This window comes from Microbulbifer maximicatervae (SeqCode) (assembly GCF_052467505.1).
In genome coordinates this window covers 4,561,949-4,588,863 of record NZ_CP174313.1, presented here as the reverse complement: position 1 = coordinate 4,588,863, position 26,915 = coordinate 4,561,949, and the positions used below count along the sequence as shown (strand labels likewise).

The following is a 26,915-nucleotide window of genomic DNA, read 5'->3' as shown; positions in this document are numbered from 1 at the left end:
AGTCATCAGGAAACAATGAAGAAGTTACATTCCCTGTTTATTGCCAAACTCCTTTCGGCTTCCCTACTGGGCGCTGCTCTATTTGGCACTGCCGGCTGCAGCCAGGAGAGCAGCCCGGAAGAAATACAGCCCGCTGAAAAAGTTGCGGAGAAAAAAGCCGTTATCTACCAAGTGCTACCGCGCTTATTTGGCAACACTAACAGTACCAACAAACCCTGGGGCACACTCGAAGAGAATGGTGTGGGCAAGTTCTCCGACTTTACCCCAAAAGCACTGAATGAAATCCACGCGCTGGGTGCCACCCATATCTGGTACACCGGCGCCCTGCACCACGCGCTCGTTGGCGACTATACGGAATACGGTATCAGTAACGATGATCCAGATGTGGTCAAAGGCCGCGCCGGCTCTCCCTATGCCATCAAGGATTACTACAGCGTAAACCCAGACCTGGCCAATAACCCAGCAGAGCGATTACAGGAATTCCGCGCACTGGTGGAACGCAGCCACGCGGCCGGCCTGAAAGTAATTATCGATATAGTGCCTAACCATGTAGCCCGCGCCTATCATTCTCTCGATAAACCCCAAGGCGTGCAGGATTTTGGAGCTGGCGACAACACCCAGGTCACCTACGCCCGCAACAACAATTTCTACTATGTGGTGGGCGAAGACTTCCGCGTGCCCGTTGCAGAAGACAGTTATCAGCCACTCAATGGCGAAGCCAATGATCTTGTCGATGGGCAGTTTGTAGAGAGTCCAGCTAAATGGACCGGTAATGGCGCGCGCAGTGCACAACCTGCCATGCACGACTGGTATGAAACCGTCAAAATTAATTTTGGCGTTCGCCCCGATAACAGCAAGAACTTTTCTGAGCTACCCCAGGAATATGCCGAGCGTGACTACCGGGCCCACGCCCAGTTTTGGGCAGACAAGAAAGTCCCAGACACCTGGGAAAAATTCCGCGATATCGCCCACTACTGGCTGGACTTTGGCGTGGACGGATTCCGCTATGATATGGCCGGTATGGTGCCGGTAGAATTCTGGAGCTACCTGAATTCCTCCATCAAAATGCGCAACCCCAACACACTGTTACTTGCCGAAATCTATACTCCAGAGCGCTATCGGGATTATCTGCATCTGGGCAAAATGGATTATCTCTACGATAAAGTCGGTACTTACGACGCTATTCGTGCGGTCATGGAGAACAAGGGCAGCGCAGATAAAATCGCAGAGGTACAGGCAAGCCTGGTAGATATTTCCTCTCATATGTTGCGCTTTATGGAGAACCACGACGAGCAGCGTATTGCCAGCGCACAATTTTCTGGCAACCCAGAGGCAGGCAAACCTGCAATGCTGGTGTCTGCCACGCTCTCTCCAGCCCCTACCTTGGTTTACTTTGGCCAGGAGTTAGGAGAACCCGCCAACAAAGATACCGGCTTCGGCAAAGCCAGCCGCACCACCATTTTCGACTACTGGTCAGTACCCAGTGTGCGCCGCTGGAACAATGAGGGCGCTTTTGACACTGCACTGCTGACAAAAGAAGAAAAAGAGCTGCGCAGCTTCTACCAGCGCCTGCTTAATTTCTCCAAACAGAGCCCGGCCTTACTTGGCGATTACCTGGACTTGCACAGCTACAACCGCAAGCAAAACTCTGGCTATGGGGAAAAACAATTTTCCTTTGCCCGCTGGAGCGAACATGAAAAATTGTTGGTAATCGCCAACTTCGATAACAGGGCAGTGGAGTTTAATTTTCAGTTGCCTACAGCACTTCTAGAGGCCTGGAAACTACAACCGGGCAGCTACCTGGCTGAAAGCCAGATATCCAATAAGGTGGCAAACCTTATCTTGGAAAAAGACCAAGCCTCCACAAAGATCCAGTTGGCACCCTACGAAAGCCATATCTTTGCAATATCCACTGTTCCCCAGAAATAGCCACTCAGCCCTGGAGGGGACTACTCCCCTCCAAGAACGCTTAAGCACAGCAATTTATACCCACCCTACCCCCTTTCTCACAACATAATCCCGACAATCCCTAACCATACTCATCAGGTAACTCGCTTGACATAAACACTACTCCATGTATATTGTTCACAATTATATTGTGCACAACTTAAATAAAAGCCGAAATTGATATGCAAGGGGACATTATGAACCGACAACATAGCCGCTATTTTTCACCACTAAACCTAATTTTGGCTGCACTTTTAGCATCAGTAGCACTTCCTACAATGGCTGAAACTAACAAGGCTGAACAGAGCGAAGCACCTATCCAGGTAACAGACGAGACTTTTAACTGCATCCGAGATATGACCAAGGTGCGGGGGTTTTATGTGGATAATTTACTGGGAGATCTGGATGGGACTCTAAAGGTCGCAAACTCCAGCACTGGAGGTGTTTATCCTCCCGGATCAGTGGTCCAGTTAGTCCCCGGGGAAGTGATGGTCAAACACCAAAAAGGCTTTAACCCCGCCACTAAAGATTGGGAGTTTTTTGAACTGGATGTTTCTGAAGAAGGTAGCAAAATCCGTAAGCGAGGTTTTGTTGATGTAGTTAACCGTTTTGGAGGTAACTGCTTTGCCTGCCATATCCAGGCCAAACCGCAATGGGATTTAATTTGCGAGACCGGACACGGCTGTGAACCCATACCATTAACAAAAGAAATACTGGCCTTGCTGCAAAAAACCGATCCTCGTTGTGAATCGAACCCAAAGTTAAATCAAGAAGAGATTGCAAAATTGCAGGCGCTACAACAAGCTCTGCTGGCTAAGGATAAAGTGAGCAAGTAATTTATCCATAAAATTCATTTAGTAAAACTTAAAATTTAAACAAGAAAAGAGTAAGCAACCTAAGGTCACAACTTGCTTATTCAATATTATTGAAAAATAATTCAAACCATTAACGTGAATTAGAAAGAACTCTTACCAACAAAGCTACCCAACCAACTGGTTAGTAGCTTTTTAAAAATTATACACTTAAAGACCATACTATTAATCCTATCGGCCAATATCCCTCCGTAGATTTAAACGACACAGCCTTATCAGAATACTCACAAAGCGATCGTACCAACATTTACAAATAAGTAAAAATTATTAAAAAATGTGATAAACCCCGCAAATACCTAGTTGCCTTCCATATGATTTATATTTTTACCTATCCATAATAGAGAGAATTAACACCAAAAAAATTGGTACCCATTTACCACCTATTAATAGGTGAAAAAATCTAAAATTGGCACCTACATATGGAGAGTGATGTGTCTATTTCTTACTATAAGAGTATAGTGAATAACCTTTGCATTATACTAATTTCATTGATACTAGTTGCCTGCGGAGGCGGGGGCTCCTCCAGCGATGACTCAAGCACCGAAACTCCTTCTAGTGGCGATCCAGGTCAAGGGGGCACTAACAATAATACTCTCCCAGTTATTAATAATTTATCCATCACACCAGACCAAGCCTATAATGACAGCACTTTATCTGTTCTACTGGATGTCTCAGACGAAGACGGAGATCTGCTAGAAGTTACATATACCTGGAAAAACAATGATCAAGTGATCAATGAAGTAACAGAACCTTATCTAGCCCCATCCTATTTTAATCATGGCGATTCAATCAGTGTAGAAGTAGCCATCACAGACGGTGAAGACTCTGTATCACAAAGCACATCTATTACAATTCAAAATAGAGCCCCCATTATTGAGAGCCTAAGCTTTCTAAACTTACCTATATTTACCACTACCGATATCGAAGCCACTATCGATATTTCAAACGTAGATAATGACCCCCTAACAATTGAGTATCATTGGACTGTAAATCAAGAGTTAGTTTCCGATGTCATAACTAATATTTTGCCCTCCAATCATTTTTTGAAAGGAGATGAAGTGGCTGTAAAAGCAGTCGTTTCAGATGGAGATTTAACCGTTGAGGTAACGACTAGCACTCATATCCAGGATACACTACCAGTAATGTCTGTCATTAACATGCCAGACACTGTTCAGTATGGTGAACCTGTAGGATTCCAGGTAGTAGTAGAAGATCCAGATAACGATCCCTATCACCTAGAGTTTCTAGCCCGCCCAAATGGTATGAAGATTGATGAAGATGATAATATCAGTTGGACACCGACTGGACCAATGTTCGAAAAAGAGATGGATATCCAATGGGAGCTTTCACTGTTACAAGAGGACTACTCACATAGCGAAGGTAGGATGATAAAAGTTTTGGATGAAGAGCGAAAAGTGCCTTTATCAAATGGATATATTGAAACTACGTTTGACTCTCCAGATTTAGCTGTTGGAGACATTGATGGAGACGGAATCAAGGAGATTGTGGCTACCAATGGTCGACGTAGATTATTTGCACTAGGCTCTGACGGTGATGAATATGCTATTAAGTGGGAGCACCCCTATGCATTAGTTGAGGGCGAAGGCCCCACCTATCATGATTACAACGATTTATATTACTCCTGCCTAACCCTCATAGATCTCAACGATGATGGAAGGGAAGAGATCCTAGCAGGATTGCAAGGACACGCTATATGGTCGCATGATACGACAGGTATATTTTTATTCGATGATAACTTAAGACCCAAAAGAGTAGCTACTCTCACAGGCAACGAAGTTCAACAAATTTATGTGACAGATCTAGATAACGACCAGACTCTAGAAATTATTGCCCTTGTTGATTTATACAATTCTTTTCGAGGGGAAGAGCCAGATGACTTTAAAGATCAAATGCAACTGGTTATCTTAAGTACTGATGACTACTCAGTGGAATGGCAATCCGAAATTCTTCAATTAGGTGCAACATTTACTGTCGGAAATCTCGATAGCGATAGTGAACTAGAGATTGTACTTGGCGGAGGTTACGTATTTGACTATATCAATGGTAGTTATACTTTAAGCTGGCATTATGAAGAAGGATTTACATCAAATAATGATAGTGCAAGTCTTGATATCGCAGATATCGACATGGATGGAATCGGTGAAATCATCGGCACTCATCCAACTTCCAAAGTTTTGACTTTTTACAATGCAAACACTCAAGAAATTAAACTTGAGAATGAAATTAAACATAGTAATTTTGTAACTTTTCTTTCTCCTGAGGACGCAACACCAAGAATCCTCGTAAGAGAGACCTCTCCTATAAAGCTACAACTCTACTCATTTGACATAGACTCACAAAAATTGATCCCTAAGTGGATTTCATCACCTTCGGTCTTTAGTGAGAATATGAGAGTAGGCAATCTGGATGATGATCCAGAACTGGAATTTTACTTTACCAATAGAAACGACGTTATAATTTACTCAAACTCTTCAGATGATGGTGAGCTAGAAATAGAGTGGCAACCTAAACAACATACAACAAATTTGAAAGACACACTTGTTGATGTGAAATCTACACTTACAAACACTTCCAGCTTGTACGCCTTAGGTCTAGCAACAATTTCCTCGGGCAACTCGCATTTAATGGCCTTTAATCCTGTTACGAATAGCTTTTCTTTTAGCCCCACAATACCGGGGATTAAAAATGAGACAACAGCTGCTGTTTTATTAGACCTTCAAAAAGATAACACTAATGAAATTGCTTTTGTAACCGGAAAAACCCCAGGCCTTTACGATATTTTTTCAGAGTCTATTATTTGGTCTGGCAACCCTATAAATGAAGAAATAGTTTCCCTCACCACTGGCCAACTCGGCAATGATAGAAAAACCAGCATGATTGCAACTACTAAAGATAATGGCATATATGCTTATGACATTGATAACTACGAATTACTCTGGAGCCATAATACTGGTGGCGGTGTCGATATAAAACTAATTGACACAAAAAACACAGAACAATTCAATGTAGTCGCGGCTGACAATGAAAACATCAGGCTGCTAACCAGCGATGATAATTACCAATCATTTTCAACAAAGTTCAACATTTTCAATGATATCCCTGAAGGTCAAGAAACACCCATTTATGAATTCTCAAAGAATTCCCAAATAAACATAGCTGATTTAGATGGAGATTCTGTGGATGAAATTATTGTTTTAATAAAAAGAGTTTACAAGTCATGGCTTATGGTGCTAGACGGCAACCTAAAGTTCGAGAATCTAATTTATCTAGGAGAGCATGATGTTCGCTCTTTTGTAGTGCAAAATTACGGCACCCAACATCGAAATATACTATTCAGTTCTGAAAATGATGGCCGGCGCTATATTATAGAAATTGATCCATGGACCGGAAAAGTAATTTCGACCTCACCTGAGCTAGGCCCCAGAATGGTTCATGATAGTTTACGCTTTATCGACAGCAACAATGATGGACAATATGAATTAGGCTGGTTGACGGAAGAAGGATCGGTAACTATAACGCGGTAGAATGCAATTGCTAAACTAATAAAATTCTATACATTTCAAAAGCCAAGCAGATCATAATTCAGGTCTGCTTGATTTCAGAACGAGCTACATAATTAATAGATGGTTGAATCATTTACCCACACTTTGCAATTCATGCTTATAGAAGCGCAGATATCAAGCCCTAGTTTAAGTCAGCGTCGGTGTCCTTATCACAATAGTTTAATCTCAGTCATAACCCACTTCAGATTTAAACTTATACTGATATTAACCGCTAACCTCAATCCATCAATCCTTAGTGCTGCCGTCACAAACTCAAGAATATCATTCCGCCAACTATACTTCCGGGCAGCTTCAATATTTATAGAATTACACATCTAAATGAGACAGCTAATAATAAATAAGACTGATGAATTTAACGATTTAGAAAAGCACAGAACAATTATTAAAAAGCAACACTTAGGTAAAAATCAGTCACTTAACTTATCCAGATTACGCTCAGATTAGTTTAATTCACTACGCAAATATATAAGGCAAACGTACCAATAAACATCACCCAAAATTAAACTCATTAATAAAGTGTGATAAGTCCCACAATTATCCAATCAACACGCATATAAATTAAATTGTTATCTGTTCATAATGTGTACTTCCAAGCCCATCAGAACCGGAACTAAAATACCAATTCTTTATCAGCTCAAAGAACTAAACTTGACACTTACATATGGAGAGTGATGTGTGTATTTTTCATGATAAACTTATTACTAACACCGTAGGCATCATGCTAATTTCTTCCATACTTACCGCATGTGGAGGCGGAGGATCATCCAGTAGTGATTCAAATAGTGGAGGATCGGGACAAGGCGGTGGAGCTAGTAATGCACCTCCGGTTATAAACAGTTTATCTATCACTCCAAACCCAGCCTATAACGATAGTGTTCTGTCTGTTCAACTTGACGCCTCAGACGAAGACGGAGATCAACTGGAAGTTACATATACCTGGAAAAATAACAATCAAACTATCAGTGAAGTAACAGAATCTAAACTAGCTGCATCCCATTTTAATCACGGGGATACAATTAGTATAGAAGCTTATATCACTGACGGTGAAGATTCTGTTTCGCAAACTACTTCCATCATTATTCAAAATAGAGCCCCCATAATTGAAAGTTTAAGTTTCTCAGACTTACCTGCTTTCACGAATACTGATATTGAAGCCATAATCAGTATTTCAGATATAGATAACGACCCCTTAAATATTGAATATTATTGGACTGTCAACAATGAGGAAGTTTCTGATATCACAACTAATCTTTTATCCTCTACTCATTTCTTGAAGAATGATGAAGTAGCAGTAAAAGTGATTGTTTCGGATGGAGAGCTTACAAGTGAAGCAACGACTAGTACGGAGATTCAAGATACACTACCTGTAATGTCTATTGTCAATATGCCGGACGTTGTCCAGTATGGAATTCCAACAGCCTTTCAGGTGATAGTAGAGGACCTCGATAACGATCCCTATAACTTAGAGTTTCTAGCTCGTCCAAATGGCATGGAAATTGATGAAGAGGGTAATGTTGATTGGACGCCTACTGGGCCGATGTTTGATACAGAAATGGACGTTCATTGGGAAATTTCATTGTCACAAAATGATTACATTCACAATGAAAGTAGAACATTAAAAGTCGTAGATGAAGAACGAAAAATACCTTTATCAAATGGTTATATTATAACTACGGCCAGACCACAGCATGTGGCAATTGGAGACATTGATGGCGATGGAGTCAAGGAAATTGTAGCTACTAATAGTAAACGTAGATTGTTTGCCTTTGGCTATAATGGGAGCGAATATTCCATTAAGTGGGAGCACCCCTATGTTTTAATTAATGGTGAAAGCACTAACTCAGAAGAAGATGATAATAATTTATATATATCTAGCCTAACCCTTGCAGACATGAATAACGACGGGAAAGATGATCTTTTTGCTGGCCTTATTGGAGACAATTATACCGCCCATGATACGACAGGGCTATTTCTATTTGATGATAACTTAAAACCAAAAAGAGTAGCTACTCTCACAGGTAATGGAGTAGAACAAATATTCGTTACAGATATAGATAACGATCAGGATCTAGAAGTTATTGTCCTAATCAGAATGTACAATGTAATGAAAGATAAAATGCAACTGGTTATTCTTAACACTGATAACTATTCGGTAGAATGGAAATCTGAAATTCTCGAGTTAGGCCAAATATTTGCTGTTGGTAATCTAGATAGTGACAGCGAGTTAGAAATTGTACTTGGCGGCGGTTATGTGTTTGACTACATCGATGGCAATTATGCTTTAAGCTGGCGCTATGAAGATGGATTTACAGATGCTGATAAGGACAATCCAAATCTTGATATTGTAGATATCAACATGGATGGGATCGGTGAAATAATCAGCGTCCACCCAACCTCAGGTTTCTTAACTCTTTTCGACGCCAATACTCAGACAATTAAAATTGAAAATGAAGTCAATTCTTATTACTTCACGACTTTTTTATCTCCAGATGATGCAACTCCAAGGATTCTTGCAACGGAGAATAGTGCTAGTAGACCGCAACTCTATTCTTTTGATATGGATTCCAATAAACTTATCCCTAACTGGACTTCATCGCCCTCAGTTTGGGGGGACAATATGAGAGTGGCCAATCTGGACAATGATCCGGAACTAGAATATTTCTTTAACAATCGCCATGAATTAAAAATCTATTCAAATCTATCTGGTGACGATAATTTAGAACTAGAGTGGGAAATTGGAATTAATCCCAGATTCCTCGAAGATGAACTTGTTGATATACAATCAATATCCGCAGATAACCCTGAAATATCTTCTTTAAGTTTAGGGATGATCCCTTGGGAAAACTCTCACATAATGTCTTTAAACCCCAAAACAAATATTATCACTTTTAGCGCTGCAATACCGGAGATTGAAAATGAAACAACAGCAGGTATTACGCTAGACCTTCAAAAGGACAACACTAAAGAAATTGCTTTTGTTAATGAGAAAACCCCCGGGCTTTATGACATTTTTTCGGAATCTATTATTTGGTCCGGCAGCCCCATGAGTGAAAAAATAGTTGCTCTCACAGCAGGCAAGCTTGGTAGCAATGAAAATACCAGTATGATAGCAACCACTAAAGACGCTCATATCTACGCTTACGATATGGAAAACTACGAATTACTCTGGAATCATGAGTCTGGTGGTGGTGTCGATATAAAGCTATTTGATGCTAGCAACAATGGGTATTTAGACATTGTAGTGGCTGATGAGGAAATTCTCAGCCTCCTCACTAGCGATGATGATTACCAATCAATTTCTGCACAGTTCAATATTTTTACTGACATTCCTGAAAATCAAACTCCCTCCCTTAGTGAATATGCAGGTATTACTAAAATAAGCACAGGGGATTTAGATGGAGATTTCATCGATGAAATTTTTGCCGTAATATCATATAGATCCGAGACATGGATTATGTTACTCAATAATAAACTGGAGTTTATGAGACTAACTTATCTAGACGGATATGAAGTTCGTTCTATTGCCGTACAAAATTACGGTGTTTCACACCGAAATATAATTCTGAATATCGAAAAAAACGAGAGGCATCATATTGTCGAAATGGACCCATGGACCGGAAAAATCATTTCCACATCACCGGAACTAGGCCCTATGATGATCGAAAATAGCTTAAGATTTGTCGATAGCAACAATGATGGTATTTATGAGTTAGGCTGGCTCACTGAAGAGGGCTCGATAAATATCACACGATAGAATTCTACTTCTTAATTAACCAGCCTCCACACTTTAAATACTACAAGCCAAGCAGGTCGTAATTCCAACTTGCTTGGCTCCAGAAGCTATAAAGTGATCAGTGTGTACATCATAGTTTGATCATTCACCTGCACCTTGTAGCTTCCGCTTACAGAAGTGTAGATATCAGATCCACCCTGCTCCAAGTCGCCATCGGAGTCGTTATTGCCATAGTTTTCACTCCAGTCAGCATTAACATCAAACTTGAAACGCTGCTGAGATTGACCATCAAAATTTACCTGGATTTCCCAGGTATTGTCGGCAACTAATTCCATAGCCTCAGCACCCCAACTATTTGGTGTGCCACGGAAATAAAGTGAGGAAAAGTTGGATGCGTAACTACCGCAGTCTGCACAGGTCAGGCTGTAGCTCAGGGTTTCATCATTTACCTCAACAATATAGGTACCTGATACATCGGTGTAGATATCATCCCCACCCTCCTCCAGAGAGCCGTCCGCATTGTTATCCCCGTAGTTTTCAGCCCAGTCACTGCTGACATCAAACTTAAAGCGCTGGTTACTGCTGCCATCAAACACTACAGTGGCACGCCAGGTATTGTCTGCAACCAGGGTCATCGCCTGGGTGCTCCAGCTATTGGGCGTACCGCGGAAATTTAATGCCGTAAAGTTTTGAGCATAACCAGCATTGGGATCAGTCACGGTAATGGTTGCCGTAACACTATCGGTCAGGCCATCATTGTCAGTAACAGTGACTGTCTCGGTATAAGTGCCCGCACTGGCGAAGCTCAAAGTCGTCGAGGAAGAACTACCACCACTGCTCCAGCTATAGGAAATCACACTACCGTCGCTATCAGTAGAGCTGCTGGCATCCAGGGTGACACTCTGATTGACTTCTACTGTGCTGGATACTGGAGTCACAGTTGCAGTGGGTGCCTGCTGGGAAGAGACCTCGGTGATCGAATAGGCCAGAGTCTCATCATTTACTTCAATGAGGTAGTTACCGGTTACAGAGGTATAAATATCTTCTCCGGTTTGATCCAACGTGCCATCAGCACCATCGTCACCGTAATTTTCGGCCCAGTCACCATAGATATCCAACTTAAAGCGTTGGTCTGCCTGGCCATCAAAATTAACCACCAATTGCCAGGTATTATCTGCTACCAATTCAAAAGCTGTTGCTTCCCAATTATTAGCTGTGCCACGGAAATAAAGGCTGGGGAAACCCGTCCCAGAACATTCTTCACCACAGGAACCAGATAGCTGCCCACCGTGAATGGCAGCAGCGGAATAAGCTGCAACATTGAAGGTGGCATAGCCATTGCTGCCTACGGAAATAACATCGCCACTGCACTCATCATCTCCCGCCAGGACATTGCAGTAGTCCCCTGCAGGAAGGCCTGTATACAGTGTCTGGCTGAAAGAATTACCCTCATTATTGATAACGACATAGCCTTTATCACCGCGTCCAAAGGCAATCTGGTTATCTCCGTTATCCCACCAATTTTCCATACTGGTGCCATCGGTATAGTTACGGAAACCCACCATATTGGCAATATTGCCCCATCGGTGTTGGCAGACCCACTCATCATTTTCACAACTATCGGGACCATTACTCGGTGGCCCGGCATTTTCATCGGTAAATTCGTAACCAGACATCACTTTGGGATAGCCGTAAGGGTGTGCCAACATAAATACATTAGCCAAATTGTATTTCGCCCCGTCCTTATAAGTAAGGTTGCCCCCACCACCATGACCGCGCTCACGATCATGATTATCAATAAAAGTAACGGCCTCGCCAGAGTTAAGCAGCCCCCAACTTTCACCGAGACTGGAGAGATTCTTTATCTGTCCATTAAAATTACTGGCCACATCAGTGCCATACTTAAATTCAGTCACATGGCCCAGGAAAGTGTAATTGTACGGCTGGATCTCAGAAGCTTCGCCAGCTGCGCCGATTACCTCAGAAAAAATCCACGGATTGCCGGCCTTGCTCATTATTCCGTACATGTCGCTGGGGGACATATGTTTAACACCATCCACACGGAAGCCATCAACACCCATACCCTGCAATTTATTCAGATAATCCGCTATTGTTTGCTGAACATAGTCATTGCCTGTGTTTAGGTCTGGCATGCCTTCCAATCTGCAATTCCAAACAGTATTAGCATCACCATAGCCGTCAATTGTACAGTTATCATGATAATCCCATGAGGAAAATTCCGGATGGTTAGCCTCGGACCAATCAGTTCCTCCCCAACCTGTGCCACTCCCGTCCCAGACTGCAGTATGGTTGATCACTGCATCCGCATAAACTTTAACCCCTGCCGCATGACAGCGATTAATCATATCCTGCAACTCTCCCTCAGTACCACTACGGCTAGTGAGGTTGGTATAGGTTACCGGTTGGTAGCGCGCCCACCAGGTATGGTAAGAAATGTGCTCTTGGGGAGGAGAGATCTGTACTGCGTCAAAACCTTTTGGACCCAGGAAATTCTCACACTCATTGGCAATATCATTCCAGCTCCATTCGAACATATGCACAAAGGCTGTGCCTGCACTGGCATGGGTGCTGGATATGGCTCCGAGTACGATACTCGCACCTCCCAGAAGTCCTTTTAACGGAAATTGTTTTTTCATTTTAGCTTTCCTTTTTCTCTCATCTGTAGCCGTTATTTTTTTGTATAAGGAGAACCCCAGGGGCAGTTGCCCACCAATGATTAATGGCTCTCCATTTCTACATAAGTAGGGTCAACCTATAAGCACGCCTTTTCCCAGGCGCTTGCAAATACTTGGATTGCATTCGCCCCACAGTAGGAGCTAGAAATATTCTCCTCAGGCGACACAACCAATAGACATTCGCTCAAGAAAAGAATTTGTAAGAAGCACCGCAAGCGGCGAAGAAAAGTTTAGGCTTATCATCACAGGTGACCATTTATTATTTTTTGCAATTCAAGCCGGACATTTAGGAACCAAACTAACAGTATCTAAACTTTTGGATTGCTATACCCGACCAATTGATCACTCATCCTGAGATATCCACAGACCACCAAAGGCATCAATAAACCGGTAATATGTGAACAAATACCGAACAACAGCGGTAATATGCACCTCCTGTGCTACTGCAACCCCAAAATCACAACTTTCGGGCTTTTGGAAGGCTAATAATCAGTGCTTGAGAGCACATCCTCCCTGTAGGGGGCGTAGTAGAAATTTGTGCTTGAAATATTGATCTTCGGCATGACTTAGTTTGAAAGGCTAAAAATTAAGCAATGTAGAACTGCTTAAATAAGAGGAAGTGCTTAGTGGCCATTAAATTTCATCACTAAGTCCGACAAACTAATTTATAAAATTACTAGTAAGAATAGTAGACGAGCCAACTCCCTCAGACACTGTAGATAAGCCTATAGACGCTATACACCCAGCAACAAAATACACAAGGTAAAACTATAGTAGCTTTGTGAAAAGCTATTTATTAAACCAACGAAGAAGTTATCCCTTACTACTTTATTAGTAACAATATCTACCTTGTGTAAAATGAAGTTTATAAAAATTTGGAATAATTTAAAGAATGGGACAATTTTATTGTTAGCGCAGGGGCACTCTTGTAATAACCTCAACGGATAGGAGAGATTTACGTCAGTAACTACTGCCATAACTGTACGGAACCATTATATAGATGAGTAGTATGGTACCGACTAAAGAATCAGAGAAAATCAAGTTAATCCCAAAATCCTGCGATGTATACAAAAGATGTAATACAGATTCTAACGCTTCAAAAATGTATGGGGCCCTTTAGGTGGAGAAAAGGTTTGAGCTAAATAAAAAACCAATCTTGGGTATCATCGTTTATAAGTAGAGTCTAGGCAAGGCCTGACAAGAAACTGAAATATCTACTCAACGTTTATATTTCCTAAAAAGTAACATGGCCTCAGTACCATCGGTAAAGCTAGTAACGAGAATATACCTCGCTACCCAGTCATCTTCACTTCTATAACAGCAAGCTCAGACATACATCTGAGAATCTTGATCTACCTCAATACCCCCACCCCCAACTTCGCCATTATGCGCAACAAAATTATTCGATGAGATAGGCGCCAAATTCGACAAATGGGACAGTCAGGTACTCGGGCTGACCACCCCATCATGGTAGATTAGACCTCTTGGTCAACTGCAGGTCGCACTGGCCAGTAACACGCTTAGTTGAGGAGAAAAAATGGAGCAGCAAAGCACCGTATTCGTTGTAGTGGACCCTAACGATGAGAAGCATGTAGCTCTGGAGCGAGCCCTGATCACTTCACGTGGACGCAATCCTCAGCCGCGACTGGCTGTATTCGTCGCAGTTGATGGTGAAGCGGTGGATACCCGTGCAGTTAACGACCACCTATTTCGCGATGAATCGTGGTTCCGTGAACAAATTCGTGAACCCATCTCAGAAGCTGGTCTTTCCTGTGAGATCACTGTTTGCTGGTCCAGCGATTGGCAGGCGGCCATCGTACAGGAATCAAAGCGTTGCAACGCAGAAATGATCTACCTACCAGTACACGCGAAGAACAGCCGTCGCTTTACCTTCGCCGAGTCCAAGTGGCGAGTCCTGAAAACAGCGCGCTGCCCAGTGGTATTGATTCGCCCCGGCGCCAAGGACGAGCGCAAAGTAGTGTTGGCTACCGTTAACTACCAGGCAAAAACCCTCGAGCAGCGCGAGCTCAATCGCCAGATCAGCGAACGCGCGACCTATATCGCAGGTCATTACGGAGCAGAGCTACACCTCGTAAATGCTTTCCTGGATTCCATGCTCTACCCAGATCGCGGTGCTTTGGCCAAGCTTGCCGATAAAACCGGTGTCCCCACCCATCGTATTCACGTAAAGCGCGGCTATACCAGTGATGTTGTTGAGGAAGTGGCCCGTGAGATCGATGCAGACCTGGTCGTGATGGGAACCATGAATCAGTACGGCGAGACCGGTTCATTCCTGCGTGGCAATACTGCCGAGCGTGTAATTGGCCAGTTAGACGTTGATGTGATGGTATGTAACCAATTCACCACAACAACAATGAACAACGATTAAGTCATCCCATTTTCAAGGATGCTGAAAGCCCCAGCAGTGCTATCTGCAGGGGCTTTCTTTTTTGGATTTACTGCAATTTAGCCGATAGCAGTAGCAAAGTTCCCTCAGTATCAAAAGTCACCCGACCATCCTCAACTTTGGCTCGCTTGCCCGAGTAGTAATCGGTCAGTTCGATACCATCGGCAAACACACCTTCAACTGATACGCTCTTTTCACCCGCAGGCAGTTCCATCGCCACAACTACTGGCTGCTCACCAGATAAGGTACGGGAGAATGTATAAGGCTTATCCGCCAGCTTCTGGTGTACACCAGCGCCAACTGCCGGGTGCGATCGACGAAACTGCCCAAGCTTCTGCCAATGAGCCAGCAATGCACGGGTTTCCGGCTTTTCCAAGTCATCCCAGTTCATATTGGTGCGCATAGAGGCGTCGCCGAATGCGCGATCATCAATCATGGGGCGCGCCAGTTCATCACCGTAATATATCTGCACTGCACCGGGCGCCAACATCAGTTTACTTGCGGCACTCAGTGTGTGCTGACGCTCGCGGTCAAATGAGTGATGGTCATCGTGGGAACCTAGATAATTTAGGACACCGAACCCTTTTAGTTCACCACTATTCAAGGCGGAAGAATAGCTGGAGAAAATATCGTCCGCTGGCTTGCCCGCAACCTGGGCAAAATCGAAGTTAATCAGACTGTCAAAACCATACTGATAAAAGTCCACTTTCCGGTCGCTATAATCGTAAGAGCGACCAACACTGGGACCAAAGTTGTTAACGCCGAAATGGTAAACCTCACCCACCATAAAGAAATTGCGATCGTCCAATTTCTTCTTCGGGTTCTCAGCCTTCCACTCCGCCAGGGCTATATCCGCTTCGTTTTTCAGTATTGCCCAGGCTTGTGGCTCTACGTGTTTGACGGTGTCCACACGAAAACCATCGACACCGTATTCACGCACCCAGTCGGTTAACCACTTGATCAGGTAATATTTGGGGGCGCGGGGATAGCCAGTGCGCTCGAAAAAGGCATCCAGTTCACGCTGCTCTTGCTGCAGGCGGCCTTCTTTTTTCCACTTTGCCACCAGTTGCGGCGGCAACTCGACATCTTTCTCGCTCTCCGTGAGGATATCCGTCAGGTTCGCGTGAATTGCACACTCAACATTGCCGGCATAGTCAGACCAGTCGCATTGCTGGCTATTGCGCAGCCAACTCGAGGGCCATCTGGAATCCTGTTCAGTGACTGGCCCGGTGTGATTGAGAATTACATCCAGCAATACGCGAATCCCCTGGCTGTGAGCTACCTCAATCAATTCTGCCAGTTCTGCTTCGGTGCCAAAGTTAGCATCTACGGCAGTCCAGTCCTTAGGCCAGTAGCCATGGAAAGCGTAGGTGCGTTTATCGGACTCATTGTAGCCATGGATGTTCTCAATCACCGGGGCCATCCAGATAGCATCGACTCCGAGATCATTAAAATACCCCGCTTCAATTTTCTCGATAACGCCGCGCAGATCCCCTCCCTCAAAGCCACGCAGGTATGCCGCATCGTCTTTGCGGCCGTAGGGGAAGTCATTGCTGCTATCGCCGTTATTAAAACGGTCCGGCAACATAAAATAGACCGTCGCATTGCGCCAAAAAGGATCTACCGGCTCTGCAGCCACGGCAGCTTGTACACCACCCAGCATCAGGCCAATCAATAAGCTGGTGAATTTTCCCATTGTTCTCTCTTTTATTCGCCGCCCAGAATTATTCAGAAGCTCCCCAGGCCACTCTAATAGGCCCAGTAAATCAAACATCCTCCCGCGCGGGGGCGTAGGCACTGCGCAGGGTTCAAGACCGGCAATAAGGTTGTGCAATTACCCCATAGTAAAACTATTTTGCGAGCGGCGCTTTTGCAGAGTAATGTAAAACCAGCAGATCGCGAGAAACCGCAGCGCTTTGTCGTGGTCCAAGCGTCACATTCTGTTAGCAGTCAAAGGAGGCAGGGAATGTCGGAACAACAATCTAGGCAAGGGTGGATCATCGGCATTATTGTGGTGGTCGTTGTCGCTGCAGCAGCCTATTGGCTCTGGACCGGCGAGGAAAAGAAAAAAGAAATTCCCACCATCGGTGTTGTCGAAGAACCCCAAACTGCTCCCGAGCCAGAAGCCCTGGCACAACCTGAGAGCCAGGAACCAGCCCAACCGCCCGAGGAGCCGGTCATCGAAGAGGAGCCCGGCAGAGAGCCACCTCCCCCCCTGAACGAGAGCGATAAGGCCGCATATGACGAATTAATGTCCTTGGCACCCGACGGCGCCTTGTCCCGCTGGCTGGTACCTGATGAAGTAATACGTAAATGGGTAGCCGCTGCCAACGCAGCATCCCGTGGTGAGTTGATTCACAAGCATCGCCCGCTGAAAACCATTCGCGGCCCCATCACCGTTACCGGGTCATCCGCTGAAGGCTACCAGCTGTCCCCGGAGAACTATCGCCGTTACGACCAACCAGTACGATTGTTCGCACTGGCTAACACTGATGCAATCATCACCTTGTATCAATACTGGTACCCCCGTTTAGCTCAGGCCTACGGCGAGCTGGGGATTCGCAACAAGTCATTCCACCAGGTGGTGATTGGAGCAATCGACAATGTACTGGCAGCGCCAGATGTTGAAGGCCCTATTCAATTGATACGCCCGTCGGTGTATTACAAATTTGCCGATCCAAAACTGGAAAAACTCCCTGGAATACAAAAGCTGATGATCCGCATGGGCCCCGACAATGCAGCCCGAGTTAAGGAAAAGCTGAAAGAGATAAAGGCTAAGCTCGAAGAAATGCCCGTTCAGGAGCAAACCCAATAAGCAGATCTCAGGTCACTCAGCTTACAAGCTGGGTGGCCTCCCACCTTCAAGATTCGGTTGTTTTTTAACCATTTCATCGCCTGGACACAACAAACCCTGCCTTCATCAATTTGAACCTCCGAAAAACTTATTCAAAACGCCAGCGGTCATAGCCATTCGATACTCAGCCCATAGCCATTGGGGTATATTACCGGCTGTTCACTTAACGATCCCAACACCAAGCGGTAACGGAGCGCCGCTGCCAAACGGCAACAGGCACTGCCCTATAGGGAAAGATCCAGGGTTCAACAGAAGCGAATCAATCGTAGGGTGCCCCGCGTGCCTCTTCTGCTTACTCCCCACCCAAGATCTATTCTGTCTCCGCCGGTATAGGCTGTAGATAACAATCGAGGCTCATTTTGAAATATCGTTCCTTCGGCCAAATTCTGGCTGTGACTCTCTTATTTGCTGTGTCGCTGGCCCAGGCTACCCCTGAAATTAACATAGCCCCAACACCCACTTGGGTGGATGCCGTCGATCTCTCGAGTAGTGTCACTGCACCCGAAGGCAGTGTTAGGTATCACCTGAGCAACTCCCAGATATCCCATACGAACGAACAACACCAATACTATTTTCAGTTGGTGATGGAGCCCCTCAATCAGCAGGGGGTTAAACAGGTATCGGAACTGAACATTAGTTTTTACCCCGCGTTCCAGCAGCTGGTCGTTCACGAAATTACCGTCACCCGCAATGATCAAGTGATTGATCGCCTGGACAAACAGGACTTCAAGTTATTCCAGTCTGAGCAGGAGCTGTCCAGCAAACTCTACTCTGAAATGTGGAATGCGCTTTACATTCTTGAGGATATCCGACCCGGTGACAAAATCTCCTACGCTTATACACTCGAGGGAAGCAATCCTATTTTTGAACGCGGGGATTTTGGTACTTTCTACCTGTCATGGCCGGATGCCATCGACAGGCGCCATGTAAAAATTACCAGTGACAACAAGCTCAACTACCGTTTTAACAATGAAAAAGTACCGGTGAACGTTACCCGCAATAACGGCACTTACCAGTACACGCTGGACCTGAAGCAGGTGTCTCCGATACTTCAGGAGGGGGAATACCCTCACTGGCATGACCCATTCAACTACATCCAATATTCAGGCTATAACAGCTGGGCTGAAGTGAACGACTGGGCAATGACACTCTACGATATTGACCTTTCCCTGCCAAAGGAACTCACCCGGCAATTGGATCAATGGCGTGTAGAGGAAGGCCTTGAGGGAGCGGTCAGCAAGGCTATTACCTACGTTCAGGAGGATATTCGCTACTTTGGGATCGAGTTTGGAATCAACTCACACCAACCGCGAACGCCGAGAGAGACTTTGGATAAGCGCTATGGCGACTGTAAAGACAAGGCCATATTAATAACCGCCATGTTGTCTCACCTGGGGGTTAACTCTTACCCCGCTTTGGTGTCTTCAGGACGCGGGCGTGACCTTGCCAATGATATCCCCTCTCCCAGTTCGTTTGATCATGTAATCAGCGTCATTGAACTCAATGGACAAGATTATTGGGTTGACGGCACCGCTTCCGGACAGGGCTCTAATATCAAGAGTAAAGGCTTCTTTGATTATGAATTGGCACTCCCCATTCGAAAGGGAACCCGAGCATTAAAACAAGTAACCACGATTTATCCCGCCAATGGCACTCTGCAACTGGATGTCACCGAAAATTTTGAAATCAATGCCAGTGCCAATACCGCAGGGCTAACTGTTGAGTCCACCTACAGCGCTCTCAAAGCGGAGCAGATGCGTCAATTTTTCCAGTCAGCGGACTCTGAATACATAAAGAGTAATTACGCAAACTTTATGGCAACTTACTACCCCGGTATTGAAATCACATCCAATATCAAGCACCAGGACAATCGGGGTGAAAATATACTTCAGGTATCGGAGCTATATGAGATCAGTGATTTTGCCGAGTTGAACTCTGCCCGGAAGATTTTCTCACTGTATGGCTCCAGTATCGCCTCTTATATTACCAGCCCCCAGAAGCGTATTCGCCAGAGCCCATTAGCGCTGGCACATCCTGTGGATATCAACCACAAAGCAGTAGCCAAAATTACTGGAGAGGTTTTGTGGAGAGAGGAATCCCAGGATCTACAGATAGACAATCCCTGGTTCACCTTCTCCAGAACCTCCGATCATATTGGCAATAACATCTCGGTGAACTACGCCTTTAAATCCAAAGCGGACCATGTCCGCAATACGGATATTGCCGAGTATATGGAGCAACTCGATAAACTGGATGAAGCACTTCAATATCAGTTCTGGGCCAAGGGCGATAATTCGAATACTCAGGAAACCAGCAAGGCAATGAAAAACCTGGTTAAGTCACTGATCAGGAAGTAAATAATGAAAAAATTCCTTTTTGCCCCCGTTATTTACTTACTGGCCTCTTGTGCGGCCCACACTTCCATCGAACCCGGCGATAGTGAAATAAGGCTGCTAACCGAACAAATTGCTAGCGCTCCAGATACAGTTGCTTATGAGGATTTCTGGGTTGCCTATCTTGAATCTCAGCAACCCCTGAATAATATCGCGGCCAGAGAGCGCTACCAGGCGGAGCTATCCGCGATTGAATCTGGGGATAAGTCTTGTGAAGCCGTGGACTGGAAGGCCGTAACAAACAACAACATCCTGTCACTGACGCCCCATCTCAGCGCTGCAGAATGCTATGAGTCTGTGGGACAGTTAGAAGCCGCCAACTACCATAAAAACCTGTTTGAATTTATTGCTACTGGTATCCTCTCCGGACGCAGTGGTGAGTATAGCTACAGTGCCTTTGAGGTCGGGAGCTGGGCAGATGCAGAAGACCTGCTCACCATATCCGGCTATGAAATTATTGATAGCTATTTTGAATTTGCAAATAGTCGCAATGCTATATACCGCGTATATAACGTAAAGGAAGTAGGCGGCTATCAGGTATCGAAAATCTACTTCGATAATGCCCGCTTTCTACACCGACTGCTCGCGATCAGGTATCCATTTGCCGGCACATCAGATCAGCTCTATACAGATGTGATCCAGGTACTAACCTCTACAGATTATGCCGCTCGACACGCCGAAGGCATTGTATTTCATGCGGAGGGGCAGTATCCACAGGCTGAACAGGCTTATCTAGACGCTATTATTATGGGATCCATTTCCGCCAATATCAGTTTAGGGCGGCTGTGTCTCAGTGGCAAAACTGAAAAATTCGCAGTTAACGAGTGCGCACAATTATTTGTTGCTGCTGCGGACTTGGGGCTCGAAGAGGCAAAGGTTTACCTAGCCTATATAGCCTTTATGGGCCTGGGAATTGATCCGGACAAAGAATTAGCAACTTCACTACTCTCCAGTGCCGAACAACACTTGAAGAAAGGCCAGGCGGAGTATGAACTCTACTCCCTTTTTGCGTCAGAGGAATTTAACTCAGCTAATGAATCCGGTGCTACACAATTCTTGCAAGCCAGCGCTAATAAAGGTTACCCCGTAGCCCACTTTACCCAGGCTATTGGTTACCTTGAACAGAATGATTACTATCAATTTGAACAGCTTATTCAAAAAGCTTCCGGTAACGGCTTTTCCCCAGCCCAGTTTTTTTATGCCAGCTACCTGCTGGAGAAGAAAAAAGAAACTAGTAAAGGCATGGCGCTTCTCAATGAGGCTGCAATTGCAGGAAACCCCGCCGCACTCTTTGAGAGAGGGCGTATCACACAACTAGGCGCCCATGGCCAACCGGTTAATATCAATCAATCTATCAGGGACTATCAAGCTGCGGCATATCGCAATCATCTTCCTGCACAATTAAAAATGGGGATCCTGCATTCCAAGAATATTATTGCAAATGCCAACGCCGATATTGCCTATGCCTGGTATTTATTGTGTGGACGGGCCGGCCACCTGGAGTGTATTACCAATATGGGTTACTCCGCGGAATATGGCTATGGAGTAGAAAAAAATTCGGCTCATGCAGCAGAGCTCTACAAGCTTGCTGCAGCGGAAGGGTCAGTCAATGCCACAGCCAGACTGGGTGAACTCTACTTAACTGGTAACGGGGTAGAAGAAAACTTAAGGCAAGCAATCTACTATTACACTCAAGCAGCGGAGGGTGGACTGGCTACCGCCATGAATAAGCTGGGACTTATATATCTGAGTTCTGATAATGGCGCTATCAAAGATTATTCTAAAGCTCTGTATTGGTTCGAACAGGCATCGAGCAAAAATTCAAAGTATGGATACTATAACCAAGCCCGTATGTATGAACAGGGACTCGGTGTGGAGGCCAATCTGGATGAAGCGCTATCCCTCTACGAGAAGGCATCCCAAAGAGGTCATGGTTTGGCCTCACTTAAAATAGCTGAAGCTTACAGCCTAGGAGAGTCCGTCGATAAAAACCTTGACCAAGTACTTCACTATTTGAAATTAGCTACCGAACAAAGTGATGATCGGCAATTAAAGCAGATGCTGAAACGCTGTAGCGACACAAAAGATTGCAATATCTCACACCTAAAACAATTTCTAAGTGAGCTATCTACAGAATAAAAACAGTTAAGTGGTCAACTATCTACACCGAATAGTTGACCACCTTCAACTTGCCACGTATTTAAAAGAAGATAATTCGTCTCATGAGAGACATATCGTGAGCCCTCGTTATTAGCTCGAATATCGACATCCATATCCCATTTGACCCTAAGTATATTATATTTTTTCTTCCCATTTTTTGTGCTTTTTGCCAACAAGTTCCTGGATTTCAATTTCGCAATCTGAGAAATCTCAAATTCCTCATAAAATTTAACTCTACTATTTATTTTAAAAATACAGGCTTCCTCTAGGGACGATCCATAGCGTCATTTCTTGTTTAAAGAAAAGTCCTACTTCAAAAGCAAGTCAGCCATCACAGAATATGACTGACAGCTCTTTATACTCCGCGCCAATTATATTTGGTTTAACCGATCTATCGAGGCGATATGACCTATTCACTGAAGTTACTCTCAGCTATCAGTTTATCTGTATTTCTTACTGCTTGCGGTGGGGGCGGAAGCTCCGATGACAACGAACCTGACGGCACTCCAGTAAGCAGCGATAGCGATTCAGGGGCAAACTCTGACGGCGATGATGATGGCAATACTAGCTCTGATGATGACAGCTCCAGCTCTGATGATGATGACAGTTCAGATTCGGATGACGACGACGGCGATAACTCCCCTAGCATAAGCGGTGACAGCGGCAGCGTCAGTGAAGATGTCGAGACAACGGTTTCAGGGCAACTAGTCGATAACTCAAACAGCAATCAAACCTTTGAATCCGGAAATTTTCAAGGGACTTACGGAGAGCTTGAAATATCCAGCGATGGCAGCTGGACCTATACCTTGGACAGTGAACTATCCGATCCAATTACTGGCTCAGAATTAGTGACCGACGCATTTAATATTGGTATCGGCTCCAGTGATTCAGAAGCCACTATATCCATTTCCATAACCGGTTACGACGATGCCTACACGTTCAACCCCGCCAGCCCACTGGCCACTTTGATTGTTGAAGGTAAGGAATTTTCTTCGGGAACATTCCTTTTGGAGGATGTCGATGGCAATACTCCGGAGTTTGTCGAGGAAACTCTTAACGGATCCTACGGCGATTTCAAGTTATACAGCAACGGAGATTGGGAATACAGCCTGAATGATTTTGCAGACAGTTTAAAAAATGGTGAAACGACAGAAGATACCATTTCATTCCAACTTAGCGATGGCACTACTCAATCGATTACCTTCTCTGTCGTCACTTTAGAGCCTGATGAAAGCAGTATCGTATTCATTTTCATGAACTTCTCTGATGCTGTACCTACAGATACCACTGATATCTCTGATATTGCAGATATGGTCTTTAACGATGAAGACTCTCTCGATAATACCTACCTAAAGAATTCATTGGGACAACTAAAATTCCTGCGCCATCGCATCAGCGACAGCTCCCTGGAGCATTACTGCTATGGAGAAAGTAGCAATGAAGACAGCTCCATTGACTGTATCATTTACAACATCCCAGATAACCAAGACGGTGGCACTTTAAGTGTCGACGATGCGGCAGCCCGCTCCAGCCAGGGAGGAGAATATACAGACGGAGGATACACTTGGCGTGACAGTGCAACAGAATGGGCGGAAACCAATTTAGTTGATAACAATAACAACCCTATCAACCTAAGCGACTGGCGCCACCGTGTTTACATCTACCCACCAAAGGCCAAGAGTGCTGAGCTGGTTGGGGCTGGTGTCGCCTCTGTTGGTGGTAAGTGGAGCATCGTTACCGCTTATACAGACCAGATAATAATGGGCCATGAACTTGGCCACAATATTGGACTCAGCCACGCAGGCAATGACGACAACAATGATGGCGATACCATTGATAGTGGCGAAAGCGAGTATGGAACAGATGGAAGCTTCATGGGGAACGCCTGGACTTCGCGCTTATTTGGCAGTGGTCACCGAGAGTACATGGGCTGGTATGATTTATTCCCCGAATATACCCAAACGGTAGCTCAGACCGCCGGCAGCGCAGAAGAGGTGGAGATTGAGGCTATTGAGCTGACTGCGGGAGAGCTCTCAGGAAATCTGCCCCAGCAGTTGAAAGTTGAAAGTGCGGGTAGTCAGAATGGAAAAGACTACTACTACGTGAACTACCATGTAGGCCATGACATACTGAACCCATCGTCTCATATGGAAAATTCAGTATCTGTTCATTATCTCGATAATAGACTATTTAACCATGTAGCAGAACTCAAGGAGCCAGGAGACAGCTTTACCGACTCAAATATTGGCTTAACCATTGAGTTTCAATCTATGGCCTCAGACAAACAGTCGGCCACTATCTTAGTCAGTTACAGTGATTAGACTATAAATCCGTTACCGTAGGATAAATACTATGAAAAAGTTCATTCTAATAGCGTTTGCATTGAGCTTCTCCCTGTTTGTACAAGCAGAGGAGATTGTAACTGGCACCTTGGAAGAAATTATCTCTGAAGATTTTGAAACAGGAAAATCCGAGCGTAAGTTTTCCCTGAAAGATGAGCAGACTGGCCGCTACTTTTTCCTGGATGCCGATGAGGCCAAGCTCAAAGGTATGAAATCTGGAGATCGAGTTAAAATTCGTGGTGAGCGTGGAGAAAAGCACATACTACGTATAAAAGAGTCAGAGAAAATAGAAGTAAAGGATAGCGAATAGTCATTTATTAATTAAAAACGATTCACCTCCCTATCTGATTGAAGTGGAATAGTGCTCAGAGATAACCCGAGCACTATTCCAGATTTTCTTCTACCCCACCCTTAATTGATTTAACTGATCCATGTGCGGCATAAAGTTCAGAGCACAGCGGCGGTTAAAATCCTTGATTTCTTCCAGTTTATATTTATGTGCAAACTCATTACCTGGACGCAACTGTTCCTGCCCCGGGTAAATCCCCTTGCCAGTCAACAGGCAATTCCAGGATACATTCGGGAAATAGACATCCAGCTTTTGATCCAGTAGTTCATCAGTAATATTCTTGCCTGCCATCCAGGACATCAAGATTGAACGCAGGGAGGGAGATATCTTTTCATTAGTGCCATTGGCAGCCCAATAATCCGTATCTGTTCTCGAACTAATACGGTAGTGACAGACGATATAGTCCCGCACTGCATCAAAACGAGCGCTGATACGATTATTAAAATCATCCCTATACTTATCTGTATGATCACCTTTGTTATAGGCCTCTATAAAGCGCACAACAGTCTCCTGAACCATATCAAGCGCCGTTGCCTCCAAAGGCTCAATAAAGCCTTGGGAGAGCCCCACCGCCAGGCAGTTCTTGGCCCAGTGTTGGGCAACCCGCCCCACCTTGAACTTTAATCTACGCGCCTCGACATCACTGTCCAACAACCCCAAGTAAGCGCGAAATTCCGTTTCTGCTTTGTCATCGTCGACAAAGCTAGAGCTATAAACATAGCCGTTGCCATTGCGATTAGTCAGTGGGATTTTCCAGGCCCAGCCATATTTCATCGCAGTAGAAATAGTATGCGGTGCATACTCTTTCTCCTGATCTGTAGCAAATACAACCGCAGAATCGTTAAACAGACTCTCAGCGCTACTAATAAAAGGAACCTTCAGGGATTGTTGTATAAGACTTCCACGAAAGCCGGAACTATCCACATACAGATCCGCTTTAAGAACCTCACCATCAGTAGTTTTCAGGTGATCAATATTCCCCTGTGCATCGAGCATGGCGCCAGCCACTGTCGCCACCTTATAGCGAACGCCTTTCTGTTCTGCAACACGACGCAGGAACTGGCCCAATAAACCAGAATCAAAATGGTAGCCATAGGCAATTTCAAAAGGGAAGTTTTCCGGCGCGACTGGAGATAATTTTTGCCGAATCATCTCAGTGGCCAGAAAGAAGTGGTCCGGGTGCCCCTCCAAGTCAACGCCTTTCCTGCGCAGGTAACTATTATGAAAAAATGCCGGAATAGTAAATTGGTCCGGCTGGCCGACAAAGGGATGAACATACTCGGTAAAGCCCGGTTTGACCGACCAATCCTTAAAGGTAATACCGACCTTGTAAGTAGCGTTACAAGCAGGCATCCACTCCGATTCGCTAACTCCTATAGTCTCCATAAAACCCTTTAGTGGCGGAGTTGATCCCTCCCCCACACCGATAATCCCAATATCCGGTGATTCCACTAGGGTGATTTCAAACCCTTTATTCTGCCAATGGGTCGCCATCAGATTGGCGGTTATCCAGCCAGCGGTACCCCCGCCAAGAATAATTATTTTTTTGCGTTGATTGCTCATGGCGACCCTCAAAAA

General features: G+C 44.8%; 13 protein-coding genes. 10 read left to right on the top strand and 3 right to left on the bottom strand.

Annotated elements, in window-relative coordinates; all coding sequences use genetic code 11:
- Positions 1–15 precede the first annotated feature (15 nt).
- The 4 genes from ACJJIN_RS20210 to ACJJIN_RS20195 all read left to right on the top strand — a co-directional run bounded on the left by ACJJIN_RS20210 (position 16) and on the right by ACJJIN_RS20195 (position 10,157).
- Complete coding sequence (locus tag ACJJIN_RS20210) at positions 16–1,929, top strand: alpha-amylase family glycosyl hydrolase (RefSeq protein WP_444895944.1); 1,914 nt, start codon at positions 16–18, stop codon at positions 1,927–1,929.
- Between the two features lie 215 nt (positions 1,930–2,144).
- Positions 2,145–2,783, top strand: coding sequence for a hypothetical protein (locus tag ACJJIN_RS20205; protein WP_444895943.1), 639 nt, complete (start codon positions 2,145–2,147; stop codon positions 2,781–2,783).
- Between the two features lie 467 nt (positions 2,784–3,250).
- Positions 3,251–6,364, top strand: a complete 3,114-nt coding sequence (locus ACJJIN_RS20200) for a PQQ-binding-like beta-propeller repeat protein (protein ID WP_444895942.1) — start codon at positions 3,251–3,253, stop codon at positions 6,362–6,364.
- A gap of 712 nt (positions 6,365–7,076) precedes the next feature.
- Complete coding sequence (locus ACJJIN_RS20195) at positions 7,077–10,157, top strand: FG-GAP repeat domain-containing protein (protein WP_444895941.1); 3,081 nt, start codon at positions 7,077–7,079, stop codon at positions 10,155–10,157.
- 86 nt (positions 10,158–10,243) lie between these two features.
- Here ACJJIN_RS20195 and ACJJIN_RS20190 read toward each other — a convergent pair whose 3' ends face one another.
- Positions 10,244–12,793, bottom strand: coding sequence for an alpha amylase C-terminal domain-containing protein (locus tag ACJJIN_RS20190; protein ID WP_444895940.1), 2,550 nt, complete (start codon positions 12,791–12,793; stop codon positions 10,244–10,246).
- 1,576 nt (positions 12,794–14,369) lie between these two features.
- Between ACJJIN_RS20190 and ACJJIN_RS20185 the strand changes: the two genes are divergently transcribed.
- The gene (locus tag ACJJIN_RS20185) at positions 14,370–15,221 is read left to right on the top strand and encodes a universal stress protein (protein ID WP_108734685.1); all 852 of its coding nucleotides are present in this window, start codon (positions 14,370–14,372) and stop codon (positions 15,219–15,221) included.
- A gap of 67 nt (positions 15,222–15,288) precedes the next feature.
- On the opposite strand, the gene ACJJIN_RS20180 is transcribed toward ACJJIN_RS20185, so the two are convergent.
- The gene (locus tag ACJJIN_RS20180) at positions 15,289–16,935 is read right to left on the bottom strand and encodes an alpha-amylase family glycosyl hydrolase (protein WP_444895939.1); all 1,647 of its coding nucleotides are present in this window, start codon (positions 16,933–16,935) and stop codon (positions 15,289–15,291) included.
- Positions 16,936–17,205: 270 nt separating this feature from the next.
- Here ACJJIN_RS20180 and ACJJIN_RS20175 point away from each other — a divergent pair, with 270 nt between their 5' ends.
- The 5 genes from ACJJIN_RS20175 (at position 17,206) to ACJJIN_RS20155 (ending at position 25,298) form a co-directional block, all read left to right on the top strand.
- Complete coding sequence (locus tag ACJJIN_RS20175) at positions 17,206–18,054, top strand: DUF3014 domain-containing protein (RefSeq protein WP_413663508.1); 849 nt, start codon at positions 17,206–17,208, stop codon at positions 18,052–18,054.
- Positions 18,055–18,452: 398 nt separating this feature from the next.
- On the top strand, positions 18,453–20,450 hold the full coding sequence (locus ACJJIN_RS20170) for a DUF3857 domain-containing transglutaminase family protein (RefSeq protein WP_444895938.1): 1,998 nt from the start codon (positions 18,453–18,455) through the stop codon (positions 20,448–20,450).
- A 3-nt stretch (positions 20,451–20,453) separates the two neighbouring features.
- On the top strand, positions 20,454–22,625 hold the full coding sequence (locus tag ACJJIN_RS20165) for a tetratricopeptide repeat protein (protein ID WP_444895937.1): 2,172 nt from the start codon (positions 20,454–20,456) through the stop codon (positions 22,623–22,625).
- 425 nt (positions 22,626–23,050) lie between these two features.
- Positions 23,051–24,967, top strand: coding sequence for a VCBS domain-containing protein (locus ACJJIN_RS20160; protein WP_444895936.1), 1,917 nt, complete (start codon positions 23,051–23,053; stop codon positions 24,965–24,967).
- Between the two features lie 31 nt (positions 24,968–24,998).
- Positions 24,999–25,298, top strand: a complete 300-nt coding sequence (locus ACJJIN_RS20155; protein ID WP_444895935.1) for a hypothetical protein — start codon at positions 24,999–25,001, stop codon at positions 25,296–25,298.
- A 90-nt stretch (positions 25,299–25,388) separates the two neighbouring features.
- Here ACJJIN_RS20155 and ACJJIN_RS20150 read toward each other — a convergent pair whose 3' ends face one another.
- The gene (locus ACJJIN_RS20150) at positions 25,389–26,900 is read right to left on the bottom strand and encodes a tryptophan halogenase family protein (protein ID WP_444895934.1); all 1,512 of its coding nucleotides are present in this window, start codon (positions 26,898–26,900) and stop codon (positions 25,389–25,391) included.
- Positions 26,901–26,915: the final 15 nt, after the last annotated feature.

Bases quoted from the DNA above. Each gene is read 5' to 3' on its own strand.
- ACJJIN_RS20160 (WP_444895936.1), top strand. From the start codon at position 23,051: ATGACCTATTCACTGAAGTTACTCTCAGCTATCAGTTTATCTGTATTT.
- ACJJIN_RS20150 (WP_444895934.1), bottom strand. From the start codon at position 26,900: ATGAGCAATCAACGCAAAAAAATAATTATTCTTGGCGGGGGTACCGCT.
- ACJJIN_RS20210 (WP_444895944.1), top strand. From the start codon at position 16: ATGAAGAAGTTACATTCCCTGTTTATTGCCAAACTCCTTTCGGCTTCC.
- ACJJIN_RS20180 (WP_444895939.1), bottom strand. From the start codon at position 16,935: ATGGGAAAATTCACCAGCTTATTGATTGGCCTGATGCTGGGTGGTGTA.
- ACJJIN_RS20175 (WP_413663508.1), top strand. From the start codon at position 17,206: ATGTCGGAACAACAATCTAGGCAAGGGTGGATCATCGGCATTATTGTG.
- ACJJIN_RS20165 (WP_444895937.1), top strand. From the start codon at position 20,454: ATGAAAAAATTCCTTTTTGCCCCCGTTATTTACTTACTGGCCTCTTGT.
- ACJJIN_RS20190 (WP_444895940.1), bottom strand. From the start codon at position 12,793: ATGAAAAAACAATTTCCGTTAAAAGGACTTCTGGGAGGTGCGAGTATC.
- ACJJIN_RS20205 (WP_444895943.1), top strand. From the start codon at position 2,145: ATGAACCGACAACATAGCCGCTATTTTTCACCACTAAACCTAATTTTG.
- ACJJIN_RS20155 (WP_444895935.1), top strand. From the start codon at position 24,999: ATGAAAAAGTTCATTCTAATAGCGTTTGCATTGAGCTTCTCCCTGTTT.
- ACJJIN_RS20185 (WP_108734685.1), top strand. From the start codon at position 14,370: ATGGAGCAGCAAAGCACCGTATTCGTTGTAGTGGACCCTAACGATGAG.